We start from the raw sequence: 14,308 nt of genomic DNA, 5'->3' as shown, positions 1-14,308 counted from the left end.
AAATCAACTATTGAGAGCAGCCAGCGCCTCTTTCAGGTCGATCGCGCCATCATAGAGCGCGCGGCCTGAGATGGCGCCGTTCAGCGCTGCGCCGCAGTCGCGCAGGGCGATCAGATCGTCCAGCGAACTCACACCGCCCGAGGCAATCACAGGGACCGACACCGCGCGGGCCAAATCGGCGGTGGCTTCAACATTCGGCCCCTGCATCGCACCATCGCGGTTGATGTCGGTGTAGATGATCGCCGCGACGCCTGCGTCCTCAAAGGATTTGGCGAGATCTGCAACCATCACATCAGTCTCTTCGGCCCAGCCTTTGGTGGCGACCCTACCATTGCGGGCGTCGATGCCTACGGCCACATGGCCGGGAAAGGTTTTGGCGGCTTCACGCACCAGATCGGGGTTCTCCACCGCCACGGTGCCCAGGATCACCCGCGCCAACCCCTTGTCGAGCCAACGCTCGATAGTGGCCATGTCACGGATACCGCCGCCCAGCTGCGCAGGCACCTTCGTGGCCTTCAGGATCGCCTCCACTGGCGCGGCATTAACCGGTTCTCCGGCAAAAGCGCCATTGAGATCAACCAGATGCAACCATTCGCACCCTGCCTCGACAAAGGCCATGGCTTGGGCTGCGGGGTCGTCATTGAACACTGTCGCCTGATCCATCTCGCCTTTGACAAGGCGCACGGCCTGGCCGTCTTTGAGGTCAATCGCGGGGTAGAGGATCATTCGCTTTGGTCCATTCAAACAGGTTCGCCGCGATGTGCCACGTGTTCTGCCGATTTGCAACGCGACGTGGCGTCAGACTTGATCGAAATGCCCAATACACTCAGGTTGCGCGCATCAATTCGGGAGGAGAGACCCATGAAAACGATAACATTGGCCGCTGTGGCCACTTTGATGAGTGCAGGTGTGGCTTTCGCGGCTGATCCGCTGGAAGGGTTCTGGCGCACAGCAAAGGACGACAATGGCGAGTCAGGCCTTATCCATGTCACACCTTGTGGCGCGAAACTCTGTGGCAAGTTGGTCAAAGCCTATGACGCCAACGGCAAAGAAATGGCGTCCGACAATATTGGCCGAAACATCATTTCCGAGACGGTGAGCAAGGGCGGCGGCTCTTACAAAGGTAAGATTTACAGCCCGGATCGCGGCAAAACCTACAACTCACGACTTTCTCTGTCAGGTAAGTCTCTGAAAGTCTCTGGATGCGTTCTGGGCATCTGCCGGGATGGCGGCACGTGGAGCAAAGTCAAGTAAGACGGCTTTAAGCACGCTTCTCAGGGTGCCCATCGCAAGAAGTTTGAAATGATCGCCAGGCCAGTGGCCTGGCTTTTTTCCGGGTGAAACTGGGTGCCGACGATGTTGTCGCGGCCCACGACGGCCGTGACATCCTCGCCATAGCTCACATACGCAAGCCGCATAGTCGGGTCATCGACCCGGAACTGGTAGGAATGCACAAAGTAAGCGTGATCCCCGGTTGAGATGCCCTTGAGCACCGGGTGAGGCGCATTGATCACAAGATCGTTCCACCCCATATGCGGAACCTTCATACTTGGGTCAGACGGGGCGAGCGCACCAACTGTCCCGCGGATCCAGTCAAAACCGGGGGTCTCAGAGTATTCCAACCCGCGGGTTGCGAGCATTTGCATGCCAATGCAAATCCCCATGAAGGGGCGGCCCTTGGTGATCACCGCCTCTTCAATGGCCTCAAACACGCCACGATGGTCAAAGAGCGCCTTCCGGCAGGCCGGAAAGGCCCCGTCTCCGGGCAGGACCACACGGCTAGCCCGACGCACGACATCCGGGTCGGAGGTGACGAAAACATCTCCCGCACCAACATCGGATGCCATGCGTTGAAACGCCTTTTCTGCCGAGTGCAGGTTGCCGGACTCGTAGTCGACGATAACGGTGGTCATGGCCCCTACAACATGCCCTTGGTCGACGGTATCGCATCGGCCTTGCGTGGATCGACCTCCAGAGCATCACGCAGGCTGCGCGCGACGGCCTTGAACGCGGCTTCGGCGATGTGGTGGCTGTTGATGCCGTGTAACCGGTCCACATGCAGCGTCAGGCCGCCATGGGTGCTGAATGCTTGGAAAAACTCCCGCACCAACTCGCAGTCAAACGTGCCGATTTTGGGTGTGGGAAGCTCCACGTTCCAAACCAGATAGGGCCGCCCGGACAGATCCAACGCTGCACGCACAAGCGCGTCATCCATCGGCAAAAGACAGGACCCATAGCGCCGGATGCCTTTTTTGTCGCCCACGGCCTCAGTGAGAGCCTGGCCAAGCGCAATGCCCACATCCTCGACCGTGTGATGATCATCAATGTGCAAATCGCCGTCACACCGCACCGTCATATCGACAAGCGAATGGCGGGCCAGTTGATCCAGCATATGGTCAAAAAACCCAACGCCCGTGGCGTTGTCATACGCCCCGGTCCCGTCGAGATTGATCTCGACCGAGATATCGGTTTCCGCCGTCTTACGGGTGATCTTGGCCTGTCGCATGGGCACATTCCACTATGAATACCGGGTGCTTATAGGCGCGGCAAAGAGTGTCGCCAAGAGGGCAAAAAGCAGCAATTTCAGGGATGTGGTGTTGCTGCAAGGTGCCGAAACACCGTAATGCTCAGCACCTGGACGCTCCAATAAAACATAAATTTCGATTGGTTTTATTGGAGCGGGCGATGAGATTCGAACTCACGACCCTTACCTTGGCAAGGTAATGCTCTACCCCTGAGCTACGCCCGCGTCCGTGGGTGAGGTGGGAGATATAAAGTCTCATCCCGCGCTGCAAGGGAAAACCGCAGTGCTGTGGCACTTTTTTGCCGGATGTTTCGGGTCTGCTCGACCGCGACGCGCGATTACTGGCTAAAGCGCAGAACCAATTCTGCGTAGATCAGAGTGGAACTCAGCAAAAGAACACCCACAAACATCATGCGACGCTTGAAACTCGGTGGTGTGCGGTCTTCGTGGTCGTGCTCGGTATAACCTGTCACGTCACGTCTCCTGTATCAGTGCATTCTCGGCAGCTAATACCCGAATCGTATGGCGTTTCAGGGGGTCTCGCAACAAAAACCGAGCGAAATTCCCCCGGCGGCGGAAATCCGCGCCGAGGGTGTTTTTCAATCAGAGGTTGCCAGCAGACATCTCTGAGGCAATGCGATCTGCCTGCCGGATAGCGAGCGCCACGATGGTGAGGGTCGGATTTTCCGCCGCACCGGTGGTGAATTGCGACCCGTCGGAGATGAAAAGGTTCGCAATATCATGGGTTTGACCCCATTTGTTGCACACGCCATCCTCAGGATTTTCCGACATGCGGTTGGTTCCGAGGTTGTGCGTGCTGGGGTAGGGCGGCGTTGGGAACGTCCGTGTGGCCCCCACCGCGTCATAGACCGCAGCGCCTTGTTTATAAGCGTGATTGCGCATGGCGATGTCATTGGGGTGATCATCGAAATGCACATTCGGCGCGGGCAGGCCGTACTGATCTTTCACCTCATCGTTGAGCGTGACACGGTTGCTCGCCTGCGGCATATCTTCGCCCACAATCCACATCCCGGCCATGTTCTCATACTCATCGAGCGCTGAGGTGAACTCACGTCCCCATGCCCCCGGATCCAGGAATGCGGCCATGAAGGGCAGGCCAAGCGCGAGCGTTTCAAGCTCATATCCACCTACGAACCCACGGCTTGGGTCATGACGCGACTCGTCCGTGATGATCCCGGCCATGGTCGTGCCACGCCAGAACTTCACCGGCTTGTCAAAGACCGCATAGACCGATCCCGTCATGTGGCGCATGTAGTTGCGGCCCACCTGATCAGAGCTGTTGGCCAAACCATTGGGGAACATGTTGGACGCGGAATTCAGCAACAGACGTGGGCTTTCAAAAGAGTTGCCCGCGACACAGACAATCCGCGCCTTTTGCATCTGCAGATTGCCGTCCGCGTCGAAATACTCCACGCCGGTGACCTTGCCGCTGTCATCGTGCAAAATCCGTGCCACATGGGATTGCGGGCGCACTTCGAGGTTGCCAGTCGCCTCGCCCTGCTCGATGTCATGGTAGCCCGCGGACCATTTAGCTCCCCACTTGCAGCCCTGAAAGCAAAAGCCGGTTTGCTGGCACATCTGCCGATCTGTGTTTTCAGCCGATGAAATGGCCATCCGGCCGGTATGCACATCCTTGTATCCAAGCGCCTTGGCTCCTGCTTCAAAGACTTTGAAGTTGTTGTTGCCAGGAAGACCGGGGCGATCACCTGTGCGGGTGACATGCAGCTTATCTTCGGCCTTGGTGTACCAAGGGTCCATCTCAGCCGCATCAATCGGCCAATCCAGAAGGCTTGCGCCCTCAACATCACCGTAGGTGGTTTTGGCTTTCCACTCATGCTCCTGAAAGCGCAGGGATGCGCCCGCCCAGTGCTGGGTGGTGCCACCTACAGATTTCACGATCCAGGCCGGAAGGCCCGAAAAGTCCTTGGCCACGCGCCAGTCGCCCGATGTGGTGCGCGGGTCAAGCCAGGCCAGTTGGCCAAAGCTGTCCCATTCATCATTGATGAAATCCTCGGGCAAATGCCGTCCGCCGGCTTCCAAGGCCACAACCGAAACGCCCTTTTGCGCCAGTTCATTGGCCAGAACACCGCCGCCTGCGCCGGTGCCGATGATGACGACAACGCTGTCGTCGCTGAGTTCAAATGGTGCACTCATTGGTTAGTCCTCCCTCAGCCGATCCACGAAATGTCATCAAAACCACGGTTGATGTAGCCGCCCTTGGAGAAGCTTTCGCCCTCATACCCAAAGATCGGCCAAACCGCTTTTTGATTGTAAAGCCCGGTCACGAGCCCGCCTCTGATGCGCTGGAAGAAGGGGTCATCCTCCATCGAGCGCAGCACATCCACGCGGTCGCGTTCCCAGCCCACGGCGGCGTAATCCGCGCCTTTCATTTCGTTGGCGGATGCGTTCAGCGCGGCAATCCCGGCCTTAATCCCTTCGGCGTTGTCGGCCGTGTCATAACCTTTGACGGCCGCCACGTAGAATTCATCGGCCACGCGGTCATGCGGGTAGATGTCGCGCGCCATTTGCACCAAGGTCGCAAAGCTTTCAGGCTTGAGTGCTTCAAGCTCCGCGGCCCAGGCCCCATCGGCCCCCGCGATATAGCTTGCGCCCAACACGAATGCTCCCAAGGCGGTGGTGCCTTTCAGAAGCTCGCGCCGGGTCAGCGTTCTGAGCGATTTTGTTTGGGTACTCAACGTAATGTCCTCCCTAAGTCTGCGTGTTTTTTGATTGGTGGCAAAAAGCCCGGGTCACGCCGCGCCGGACCATTTGCGATTGGGTTATTTGAAACGCCCCGCGCGTTCGAGAACCTCGATCTCGTAGCCGTCAGGGTCTGCTACGAAGAAAAACTTGCCCACCAGTTCTCCGTCTGGGGCAAACTCCACCACTTTGCGTGGCTCGAGCCCGGCTTTGACAAAACGGGCGTGTTCTTTTTCAACATTGTCCACGGAAACCGCGAAGTGACCGTAGCCTGTGCCAAGCTCATAAGGCTCGGTTTGATCCTTGTTGACGGTGAGTTCCAATTCGAATTCGGATTCAGAATTGCTGAGGTAAACCAGCGTGAAGTTTGTGAAATCCAGCCGGTCGGCCACGTCCAGATTGAATGCTTTTTTGTAGAATTCCAGTGACCGCGCCTCGTCGAGAACACGGATCATGCTGTGAATGGCTTTGGCCATGGGCTCCTCCGAACTGTGTGCTGTTCGAAGTAGCCTAGCAAGCTGCGCGTGTGGCGAGGTAGTAAACCGTTACTACACGGCGCAAAGACTAGGTCGCACCCTACTCGGCTGCAATCTGATCCGTTTTAGGCGCGTTTTGTGCGTCTTGCCACACCAGGCACGTGCAGCGCAGCAGGGATGTGAAATTCTTGGGTTCCCCATGTAATTCAAGCACTTCGCCATGCAGTTTCGACACGAAAGCGGGCGTGGTTACGTCTTCATTTGCAGCGATTTCATCCAGAATACGCCAGAATGATTTTTCCAACCGGATGCTGGTGCTTTGCCCATTCAGGCGCATACTACGGGTTTCGAGCTCATATCGTTCCGGGTCTTGCCCGGCGAACATACGGCACATGTGTCATCCTCCCATATGACCCATTGCGATGGTGAACCCATCATTCCGAGGATTTAACCGTATGGCAAGCCTGCTGTTTGACGTTCGGCCAGACCTAAAGAGTGAAATCCTCGGTGTGCACCAAGATCCCGTCCTCAGAGTTGAGCACAATACCGTAGGCCCCTGGTTCATCTACCGAGATATGATGATCGTCAGTCGTAAGGTGCATTGGCATTTGGTGACAGGTGCTTTTGAACATAAAAACCGGGATGTTGCGGGTCTCATTGACGGCGAGGTTTCCCTGGATCGTGCGGTGAATATGCCCGGCCAGGATTTGCACAACGGCGTCATGCTGTGCCAGGCGCGCGGCCAGCTCAGACCGGTTGGCCAGCCCGATACTGTCCATGCCGGGAAATCCCGTCAGAACGGGAGGATGGTGCAGCCCCAGGATCACACGACGACCGTCGGCACTGGCAATCGCTTGATCCATCCAGTCAAGCCTTTGTTTGCAAAGCAGCCCGCCATGCAGATTGGCGGCGTCCTCGTCCAAGGTATCCAGAAGGATCAGTCGTGTCTCATCGAGATCAAAACTCTCTTGCACAAACCCTGTGTCCGTTATGGGAACATCCTGAAAAACATCAAGAAAAGCACTGCGCCTGTCATGGTTGCCCAATGTCAGGCTGACCGGGAGAGGGCAGTCGGAAAGAGCATTATGCAATCGCATGTATTCTTCCTGAGTGCCATGATGCGTTAAATCTCCGGTGATCACGATACGCTCCGCATCCGGGTGGTTGCTAAGCGCATGCTGCAGCCCTTGCGCAAAGCGTTCCAGAGGATCGAGTCCGATAATCGTTTCACCCTGCGGCACGATGTGAATATCGGTAAAAACCAAGAGCTTTTTCATGGACGCACCCAGCAAAGAAAAACCACGCGAACCTTGGAAGGATTCGCGCGGCTTTGGAAGATGGTTTTGAAGGCTTACCAGCCTTCAGGTACCGGATTTTCCGACAGGATTTGCGAGAGCTGTGTTTTGGTGGCGTCATCCAGATGCGGCAGCATCACACGGGTGGTATAGTTGCCAAAGAGTTTGCCATCTGCGCTATACGTCCAATCCGCGATCTGCGCCTCAGAGAATTCCACCATGTCGCCAGCATGCTGACCGGGCATGCTTGTGGGCTCATTTGCCAGAATCCCAACGAACCCGTCCCCGCGCGGCGCGAAGGGCACGATCCAGATCACTTCGGATTGCTCGCTCTCGGCGTTGAATTCCACCTTCAGGCCAGCGCCCTCTATGGATTGCCCGTCCGCGCCTTGGGTATTTGCCAGAAACTGCGGCAAGGATGTGCGCGCTTCGGCGATGGCGGACTGCATCTCGGGGTCTTGCTGGCCGAATTGAATAACATCATCTCCGGCCAAAGCCGTAAGCGGAAGAAACACCGCGCATGCGATGCTGGCGAGAAAACGTGTCATCATGACCCTTTCTTATTGTACTCAATAATTTGGACCGGGCGGATACCAAGCCATTTGGGCCGGATTATGACGCGTCATTCAAATTCGATCAGCAAATCCTTGGCATCAATCTGACTGCCTGCCTGCACGTGCACGGCCTTGACCACGGCATCGCGTTCGGCATGCAAGCCTGTTTCCATTTTCATTGCCTCGATGGTCAGAAGCAGGTCGCCTGTGCTGACCGATTGGCCCGGATTGATCCCCACTGTCGCCACAACCCCCGGCATCGGAGCGCCAAGATGATTGGCATTGCCCACTTCGGCCTTTGGCCGTGCCTCAACAGTGGCTTTCACCCGACGATCCGGCACGCGGATGGTGCGCGGCTGGCCATTCAACTCAAAGAAGACACGTGCCTGGCCGTCTTCCCGGGTCTCGCCCACCGCCACAAGCCGGATTTCCAGCGTTTTGCCCGGATCAATCTCGGCGGTGATCTCTTCGTTGGTTTCCATGCCATAGAAGAAGGTTTTTGTAGGCAAGGTCCGCACGGGGCCATATTCGACATGGCGCTCCATGTAATCGGTGAAGACTTTGGGATACATCATATATCCCATCAGGTCTTCCTCATCGATGCTCACGCCCAGTTTTTCCTCAACCCCGGCTTTCTCGGCTTTGAGATCCGCAGGCTCAAGCAAGGTTCCGGGGCGCACTGTGATGGGCTCCTCACCCTTGAGCACCTTTTTGACGATAGCCTCGGGGAAGCCACCATGTGCCTGCCCCACATAACCCTTCATCAAGGTGATCACACTATCGGGGAAACTGACCTCGGTCTCGGGGTTCAGCACGTCCTCGCAAGTGAGGCCTTGTGTCACCATCATCAGCGCCAAATCACCCACCGTTTTGGCAATCGGGGTGACTTTGATCACATCGCCGAACATATGGTTCACCTCGGCATAGGTGCGCGCAATGTCGTGCCAGCGATCCTCAAGACCCATGGAACGCGCTTGTGCTTTCAGATTGGTAAACTGACCGCCCGGCATCTCGTGCAGGTAAACCTCAGAGGCGGGCGACTGCATGCCGGACTCGAACGCCGCGTAGTGGTCGCGCACCGACTCCCAGTAGTTCGAAATTTGCCGGATCGCGCCCACATCAAGCCCGGTGTCCCGGTCGGTATGGCGCAGGGCCTCGACCACCGATCCAAGCGTAGCCTGAGAGGTGTTGCCCGAAAGCGTGTCCATTGCGCAATCCACGGCATCAACACCGGCCTCAGAGGCGGCCATGATGGTGGCAATCGCGGTGCCCGCGGTGTCGTGTGTGTGGAAGTGGATGGGCAGGCCCACCTCTTCCTTCAACGCCTTGAAAAGGATCGACGCCGTGGCCGGTTTCATCAAACCGCCCATGTCTTTGAGACACAAAATATGCGTGCCTGCCGCCTTCAGCTCTTTGGCCATGTCGAGGTAGTATTTCAGGTCATATTTCGACCGGTTCGGATCAAGAATATCCCCGGTATAACAAATAGCCGCTTCAAGGATTTTCCCTGAGTCTAGCACGGCATCCATCGATACGCGCATGTTTTCCGACCAGTTGAGCGGATCAAAAACGCGGAAGATGTCGACGCCGACATCGGCAGCGCGCTCGACAAAAGCTTTGACGACATTGTCCGGGTAGTTGGTGTAGCCTACGCCATTGGAGCCACGCAAAAGCATCTGCGTGAGCAGGTTGGGCATGGCCTTGCGCAGATCGCGCAGCCGTTGCCACGGACATTCACCGAGAAAGCGGTAGGCGACGTCAAAGGTCGCGCCGCCCCAGCATTCCATCGAGAAAAGCTGTGGCAAATCATGGGCATAGTTGGGGGCGGCCTCGATCATATCAATCGAGCGCATGCGCGTAGCCAAAAGCGACTGGTGGCTGTCGCGCATGGTCGTATCGGTGATCAAAAGCTGCTTTTGCGCCGCCATCCAGTCGGCCACGGCCTGTGCGCCATCGCGTTCCAGGATTTGCTTGGCGCCGTCTGCAATCTCGGGATTGGCTGGTTTCGGCGCACGCGGCAGAGCGAGATCAGGGCGCGGCAGTGGGCGGCCTTCGACTTCGGGGTGCCCGTTAACTGTGATATCGGCAATGTAGGTGAGAACCTTGGTGCCCCGGTCACGCCGTGCTTCGAACTCAAACAGCCCAGGAGTCGTGTCGATGAACTTGGTGGTGTACTCATTCGACAGGAAAGTCGGGTGTTTCAATAGGTTTTCCACAAAGGCAATGTTCGTCGACACCCCGCGAATACGGAACTCGCGCAGCGCTCGGTCCATCCTTGCAATGGCACCCTCGGGTGTTTGCGCATGGGCCGTGATTTTCACCAGGAGTGAGTCGTAGTATCGCGTGATCACGCTGCCCGAATAGGCCGTGCCGCCATCCAGACGGATGCCCATGCCCGTGGCCTCGCGAAATGCCGTGATGCGGCCATAGTCGGGGATGAAGTTGTTCTGCGGATCCTCGGTGGTAATCCTTGTCTGGATCGCATGACCATTCAGGCTGATCTCGTCCTGGCTTTGCTTTCGCGTGGCCTCGGCCAGTGTCTTGCCCTCTGAAATCTTGATCTGCGCCTGGACGATGTCGATGCCGGTCACTTCCTCGGTGACGGTATGTTCCACCTGCACACGCGGGTTCACTTCGATGAAGTAAAACTGGCCTGTGTCCATATCCATCAAGAATTCGACCGTGCCCGCGCATTCGTAATTGACGTGTTTGCAGATTTTGTAGCCCAGCTCACAGATCTCGGCACGCTGCGCGTCGCTGAGATACGGGGCAGGGGCGCGTTCCACGACCTTCTGGTTGCGCCGCTGTACAGAACAGTCGCGCTCAAACAGGTGATACATATTGCCATGCGTGTCGCCGAGGATTTGCACCTCAACATGGCGCGCGCGGATGATCATCTTTTCCAGATACCCCTCGCCATTACCAAAGGCGGCCTCGGCCTCGCGCCGACCTTCGCGCACCTTTTCTTCAAGCTCATCGGGGCTGTTGATCGGGCGCATACCGCGTCCGCCGCCACCCCAGCTGGCCTTGAGCATCATCGGGTAGCCAATCTCGTCAGCTTGCTTGCGGATAAGGTCCATGTCATCGCCCAGAACCTCAGTCGCGGGGATCACCGGCACACCGGCTTCAATCGCCACTTTGCGGGCGCTCGCCTTGTCTCCAAGGGCGCGCATCGTTGCGGCGCGCGGACCAATGAAGGTGATGCCATTGGCCTCGCAGGCATCCACCAGTTCAGGGTTTTCCGACAAAAGGCCATAGCCCGGGTGGATCGCATCGGCCCCGGATTTCTTGGCCACACGGATGATCTCATCAATCGAGAGATACGCCGCCACAGGCCCTAAGCCCTCGCCAATCCGGTACGCCTCATCCGCTTTGAACCGGTGCAAACCCAGCTTGTCCTCTTCGGCAAAGACGGCCACCGTGCGCTTGCCCATCTCGTTGGCAGCCCGCATGATCCGGATGGCGATCTCGCCCCGGTTGGCAATCAGGATTTTGTTGAATTCGGCCATGGCCAGTCCCTCGGTCTTTTACGTTGTGGCAGCCTGCGCCTTGACGCAGAGCACGCTGCAATGCAGCGCTTTTGCGCAGCTTGTAAGATTTGTGAAAGGTTTGCGCAATCCGGCTTTCTGGGTATGGCCCGTACTGAGCGTATTTTCCACCTTGCCGGGTAGCGGGACTACCCGGATGTATGAAGCCGTGTATGGGCCTCAAGCGGTGATGAAATACCGAGTTGACCCATATTCGCCTCAAGGTCGGATTTGAGAATATGGACGAGGTGTTCGGGGCCTATTTCATCCAATGCCGCCAGGGCATAGTGCCAGGCCCGACCCATCATCACCATATCCGCGCCAAGCGCGAGGGCCCGCAGGATATCCAGCCCGCCTTCTACACCGCCATCTAGAACAATGGGCAGTTTCGTGGCCATTCTAATCGCGGGCAGCATCTCGACCGTTGCTGGTGCTGCATCAAATTGACGCCCGGCATGGTTTGAGATCCAGATAGCATCAATCCCTTCGGCCTCAAGTTTGGGCACTTCGGCTGGATCCAGCACGCCTTTGACCAAAAGTGGCCCTTCCCAGTTCTCGCGCAGCCAGCGCAGATAGTCCCAGTTGGGGGAGGTGCGCAGTAGGTAACCGGCGTGTTTGTTGGAGGGTAAGCCTTTGGTTGCAGGCGTATAATCGTCAATCAACCGCATCCGCGGCATGCCTCGGCTTGCCATGCCCATGGCCCAGGCCGGACAGAGCGCGATCTGTGACAGGATGCGCGGTGTGATCTTGGGGGGCTGCGTAAGGCCGGAGCGCACCTGCCGTTCGCGGCGACTGCCTACGGGCACGTCTACGGTCAGGACAAGCGTCGAAAACCCGGCGGATTTGGCGCGTTTGAGCATGTCGGCGCGGATCTCGGGATCGCGGGGCGGATACATCTGAAACCAGGCATGCTCACCCAATGCCGGTGAGACATCTTCGGGGGTCTGGCTGGCCACAGTAGATAAAGTGTACGGGATATTGGCCTTGGCCGCGGCACGTGCCAGCTTTTGCTCCGCCCCTGGCCAGATCAGGCCGGACATGCCAACAGGCGCAATTCCCACCGGTAAATCAAAGCTTTGGCCGAGAAACTCCATACCCGTCGATACCTCTGGCTCACCATGCAGGATCGAAGGCATCAGCATGACCTCATCCAGCTTGGAGCGATTGCGCCGGGTCGTGGCCTCAACACCCGTGCCGCTGTCGAGGTATTCCCAGACAAAATAGGGAACACGCCAACGTGCTTTTGCACGCAGGTCTGCGAGGGCGGGGTATCGGGCGTCGAGTGACATGGGCTGAGCGATAGCAAGGGAACGCGGGCGCGAAAAGCGAAAACAGCCCGTTTTGCTGATTCTAAGGTTAACGGGCTTATTTTGAAGGCTTTCCCACGTCGGTATTGCATCGGTATCACGTCGGTATTGCGTCGGTGCCCGGCATTCAACGAGCATGAGTTAACGCCGCGTTGCACCTGCAACAGGCATCGGCAACACATCCTGACGCATTTGCGGCGTTCAGGCTGTCAACTCTTCGAGCATCGCGCGGGATTGGCGGCACTTGGCCAGACCGGGACGTGTCACGAAGTAGATCGTCTGCCCACCATACCGTGCGCCGCACATGACGGTTTGTTCAGACAGCCCCCCATGCTGCGTAGGAAAGTCGAGCAGCAAAGCGTCCAGCGCATTTGACCAGATCAACTCTACATCGTCTGACACGCATGTGTCTCGCACATAAGCCGACAACGCGTCGGATTGGCGATGCCAGTTGGCAGGAATGTGCGGGATCAGGGTCTTTGAGATGCCAACGCTCAGTTTCCGGCCGTTCAGGGCAGGTGCGATCTTTTCCGTGGCGTCTGTGAGAGTGTCAAACGCCTCTGAGATGCTCGGCAGATAGGCTGCACCCTCGCGGGTCAAAAGCAACCCCTGAGGCAAACGCCGAAAGAGCGAAATTCCGAGGGATGCTTCGAGCCGTTTGACCTGTTGGCTGACGGCACCCGGTGTGACGCCAAGCTCCCCAGCGGCAGCCTTGAAACTCAGATGCCGGGCGGCGGCTTCAAACGCTTTGAGGCCGTTCAAAGAGGGAAAGCGATAGGTCATGTTCAGGATCCTCCGGCTTTGAATTCTGTGCAGGTTTAACACAGGCGCATCCTGTCGAAGGCTTAGATTTTCTAAGTCTGTCACGCAGATCTTGTCGTTTGCGGTGAAAAGCCCTTGTGCCGTTAGTGGCGCAAAGAACGACAAGAAGGAGTCAAATATGACCATCAGATTTAACACGCCTGCAAACTGGCCCACGCGCGGACGGCCCTATCACCACGGGGTCGTGCAGCCTGCGGGCCGCACACTCTACATCACAGGTCAAGCTGCTTGGGACAGTGCCGAAAACATAGTGGGTGCGGGGGATTGTGAAGCGCAGGCGCACCAGTGTTTTGACAATGTCGAGGCCGTTCTTTCGGCCGTTGGCGGACGAATGGACGACATCGTTTCGCTGACAGTCTTCTACGTGGACCCTGCTGATATCCCGACCATCCAAAAGGTGCGCGCGGAACGGCTTGAGGCCGCGTATGGGCCGGTCAGCATTCTGATTCAGTGCGCCGGGCTGGTCGACCCGGAGTTCCTAGTGGAAGTGATCCCCGTCGCCGTCATCCCGGAGGATCGATTTCAGGATCCAAGAGCGTAGCAAGGAAAGGGCAATCACATGAATAACGAACAGGCCAAAGCGCTGTTGGTGCAGGCCATCAAAGATCGCGGTACAATATATCTCGAGGTCTTTCGCGAGTTGTCAGACCGCTTTGATCAGGCCACTGCCATTGAAGTGATGCGTGCCGCGAGTGGGGCGGTGGGGCGCAAAGTGGGACAAAACCTGTCGCATCTGGCGCCGCGTGATTTCAAGAGGATGGCGGCGTGCTGGGCCTGCGCGCCGGATTGCAAACTGGCCTATGCGGCGGACCTGCGGCGATTGGACGATACCGGATTTGAGGTCAAGATGATGGCCTGTCCGCTCAAACAATCCTGGGTCGAGGCGGGGTGCAGTGAGGACGAGATTTGCACGCTTTTGCACTGTGCCTCGGCCTATGATGAGGCCGCTTTGGAGACCGCCGGGTTCGACTTTGACCTGGAACTCTGGGCACCGGGGAAGGAGGGGTGTTGCCGCACGGTGGTGCGGGAGAAAGGGTGAGATATTTCAACGGAACACAAGGCGAACATTCACTTTAACTTTT

The 14,308-nt window shown here is 57.5% G+C and carries 16 protein-coding genes and 1 tRNA gene; 3 read left to right on the top strand and 14 right to left on the bottom strand.

Translation table 11 applies throughout. The annotated features are described in order from the left end of the window. Positions 1 to 3: 3 nt before the first annotated feature. Positions 4 to 726 (bottom strand): 1-(5-phosphoribosyl)-5-[(5-phosphoribosylamino)methylideneamino]imidazole-4-carboxamide isomerase, encoded by a 723-nt coding sequence (gene hisA / locus RZS32_RS02970; RefSeq protein ID WP_317055544.1) that lies wholly within the window; start codon positions 724 to 726, stop codon positions 4 to 6. Positions 727 to 861: 135 nt separating this feature from the next. Here hisA and RZS32_RS02965 point away from each other — a divergent pair, with 135 nt between their 5' ends. After that, positions 862 to 1,254 (top strand): DUF2147 domain-containing protein, encoded by a 393-nt coding sequence (locus tag RZS32_RS02965; RefSeq protein ID WP_317055543.1) that lies wholly within the window; start codon positions 862 to 864, stop codon positions 1,252 to 1,254. 20 nt (positions 1,255 to 1,274) lie between these two features. Here the strand turns inward: RZS32_RS02965 and hisH are convergent, their stop codons facing one another. The 13 genes from hisH to RZS32_RS02900 form a co-directional block, all read right to left on the bottom strand. After that, positions 1,275 to 1,913 carry an imidazole glycerol phosphate synthase subunit HisH gene (gene hisH / locus RZS32_RS02960; protein WP_317055542.1) on the bottom strand — a complete coding sequence of 213 codons (639 nt, stop codon included), beginning with the start codon at positions 1,911 to 1,913 and terminating at the stop codon, positions 1,275 to 1,277. Between the two features lie 5 nt (positions 1,914 to 1,918). Then, entirely contained in the window at positions 1,919 to 2,506 is a 588-nt protein-coding gene (gene hisB, locus RZS32_RS02955) for an imidazoleglycerol-phosphate dehydratase HisB (RefSeq protein WP_317055541.1), read from the bottom strand. A gap of 168 nt (positions 2,507 to 2,674) precedes the next feature. Then, positions 2,675 to 2,749: transfer RNA gene (locus tag RZS32_RS02950), tRNA-Gly, on the bottom strand. A 113-nt stretch (positions 2,750 to 2,862) separates the two neighbouring features. Next, positions 2,863 to 2,997, bottom strand: a complete 135-nt coding sequence (locus RZS32_RS02945; RefSeq protein ID WP_317055540.1) for a hypothetical protein — start codon at positions 2,995 to 2,997, stop codon at positions 2,863 to 2,865. Positions 2,998 to 3,127: 130 nt separating this feature from the next. Further along, the gene (locus RZS32_RS02940; protein WP_317055539.1) at positions 3,128 to 4,699 is read right to left on the bottom strand and encodes a GMC family oxidoreductase; all 1,572 of its coding nucleotides are present in this window, start codon (positions 4,697 to 4,699) and stop codon (positions 3,128 to 3,130) included. Positions 4,700 to 4,713: 14 nt separating this feature from the next. Next, positions 4,714 to 5,241, bottom strand: coding sequence for a Twin-arginine translocation pathway signal (locus tag RZS32_RS02935; protein ID WP_317055538.1), 528 nt, complete (start codon positions 5,239 to 5,241; stop codon positions 4,714 to 4,716). A gap of 84 nt (positions 5,242 to 5,325) precedes the next feature. Then, on the bottom strand, positions 5,326 to 5,721 hold the full coding sequence (locus tag RZS32_RS02930) for a VOC family protein (protein WP_317055537.1): 396 nt from the start codon (positions 5,719 to 5,721) through the stop codon (positions 5,326 to 5,328). 100 nt (positions 5,722 to 5,821) lie between these two features. Next, positions 5,822 to 6,115: a ribbon-helix-helix domain-containing protein gene (locus RZS32_RS02925; protein ID WP_317055536.1), complete on the bottom strand. Its 294-nt coding sequence runs from the start codon at positions 6,113 to 6,115 to the stop codon at positions 5,822 to 5,824. Positions 6,116 to 6,209: 94 nt separating this feature from the next. Then, a complete protein-coding gene (locus RZS32_RS02920) occupies positions 6,210 to 6,998 on the bottom strand; it encodes a phosphodiesterase (protein ID WP_317055535.1) in 789 nt (262 codons plus the stop codon). A gap of 74 nt (positions 6,999 to 7,072) precedes the next feature. Then, positions 7,073 to 7,564, bottom strand: a complete 492-nt coding sequence (locus RZS32_RS02915) for a YegJ family protein (RefSeq protein WP_317055534.1) — start codon at positions 7,562 to 7,564, stop codon at positions 7,073 to 7,075. A gap of 74 nt (positions 7,565 to 7,638) precedes the next feature. Beyond that, positions 7,639 to 11,079, bottom strand: a complete 3,441-nt coding sequence (gene pyc / locus RZS32_RS02910; RefSeq protein WP_317055533.1) for a pyruvate carboxylase — start codon at positions 11,077 to 11,079, stop codon at positions 7,639 to 7,641. A 167-nt stretch (positions 11,080 to 11,246) separates the two neighbouring features. Next, complete coding sequence (locus RZS32_RS02905) at positions 11,247 to 12,386, bottom strand: alpha-hydroxy acid oxidase (protein WP_317055532.1); 1,140 nt, start codon at positions 12,384 to 12,386, stop codon at positions 11,247 to 11,249. Between the two features lie 219 nt (positions 12,387 to 12,605). Then, entirely contained in the window at positions 12,606 to 13,187 is a 582-nt protein-coding gene (locus RZS32_RS02900; protein WP_317055531.1) for a LysR family transcriptional regulator, read from the bottom strand. A gap of 157 nt (positions 13,188 to 13,344) precedes the next feature. On the opposite strand from RZS32_RS02900, the gene RZS32_RS02895 reads away from it, so the two are divergent. Next, a complete protein-coding gene (locus RZS32_RS02895; RefSeq protein WP_317055530.1) occupies positions 13,345 to 13,767 on the top strand; it encodes a RidA family protein in 423 nt (140 codons plus the stop codon). An 18-nt stretch (positions 13,768 to 13,785) separates the two neighbouring features. Further along, complete coding sequence (locus RZS32_RS02890; protein WP_317055529.1) at positions 13,786 to 14,265, top strand: L-2-amino-thiazoline-4-carboxylic acid hydrolase; 480 nt, start codon at positions 13,786 to 13,788, stop codon at positions 14,263 to 14,265. Positions 14,266 to 14,308 lie beyond the last annotated feature (43 nt).

Origin of the sequence: Roseovarius sp. W115, from assembly GCF_032842945.2 — a bacterium.
Lineage (GTDB): Bacteria > Pseudomonadota > Alphaproteobacteria > Rhodobacterales > Rhodobacteraceae > Roseovarius > Roseovarius rhodophyticola.
The sequence above is the reverse complement of the archived record's forward strand: the minus strand, read 5'-3'. Positions and strand labels throughout refer to the sequence as shown.

Bases quoted from the DNA above. Each gene is read 5' to 3' on its own strand.
- hisA (WP_317055544.1), bottom strand. From the start codon at position 726: ATGATCCTCTACCCCGCGATTGACCTCAAAGACGGCCAGGCCGTGCGC.
- RZS32_RS02965 (WP_317055543.1), top strand. From the start codon at position 862: ATGAAAACGATAACATTGGCCGCTGTGGCCACTTTGATGAGTGCAGGT.
- hisH (WP_317055542.1), bottom strand. From the start codon at position 1,913: ATGACCACCGTTATCGTCGACTACGAGTCCGGCAACCTGCACTCGGCA.
- hisB (WP_317055541.1), bottom strand. From the start codon at position 2,506: ATGCGACAGGCCAAGATCACCCGTAAGACGGCGGAAACCGATATCTCG.
- RZS32_RS02940 (WP_317055539.1), bottom strand. From the start codon at position 4,699: ATGAGTGCACCATTTGAACTCAGCGACGACAGCGTTGTCGTCATCATC.
- RZS32_RS02930 (WP_317055537.1), bottom strand. From the start codon at position 5,721: ATGGCCAAAGCCATTCACAGCATGATCCGTGTTCTCGACGAGGCGCGG.
- RZS32_RS02925 (WP_317055536.1), bottom strand. From the start codon at position 6,115: ATGTGCCGTATGTTCGCCGGGCAAGACCCGGAACGATATGAGCTCGAA.
- RZS32_RS02920 (WP_317055535.1), bottom strand. From the start codon at position 6,998: ATGAAAAAGCTCTTGGTTTTTACCGATATTCACATCGTGCCGCAGGGT.
- RZS32_RS02915 (WP_317055534.1), bottom strand. From the start codon at position 7,564: ATGACACGTTTTCTCGCCAGCATCGCATGCGCGGTGTTTCTTCCGCTT.
- pyc (WP_317055533.1), bottom strand. From the start codon at position 11,079: ATGGCCGAATTCAACAAAATCCTGATTGCCAACCGGGGCGAGATCGCC.
- RZS32_RS02905 (WP_317055532.1), bottom strand. From the start codon at position 12,386: ATGTCACTCGACGCCCGATACCCCGCCCTCGCAGACCTGCGTGCAAAA.
- RZS32_RS02900 (WP_317055531.1), bottom strand. From the start codon at position 13,187: ATGACCTATCGCTTTCCCTCTTTGAACGGCCTCAAAGCGTTTGAAGCC.
- RZS32_RS02895 (WP_317055530.1), top strand. From the start codon at position 13,345: ATGACCATCAGATTTAACACGCCTGCAAACTGGCCCACGCGCGGACGG.
- RZS32_RS02890 (WP_317055529.1), top strand. From the start codon at position 13,786: ATGAATAACGAACAGGCCAAAGCGCTGTTGGTGCAGGCCATCAAAGAT.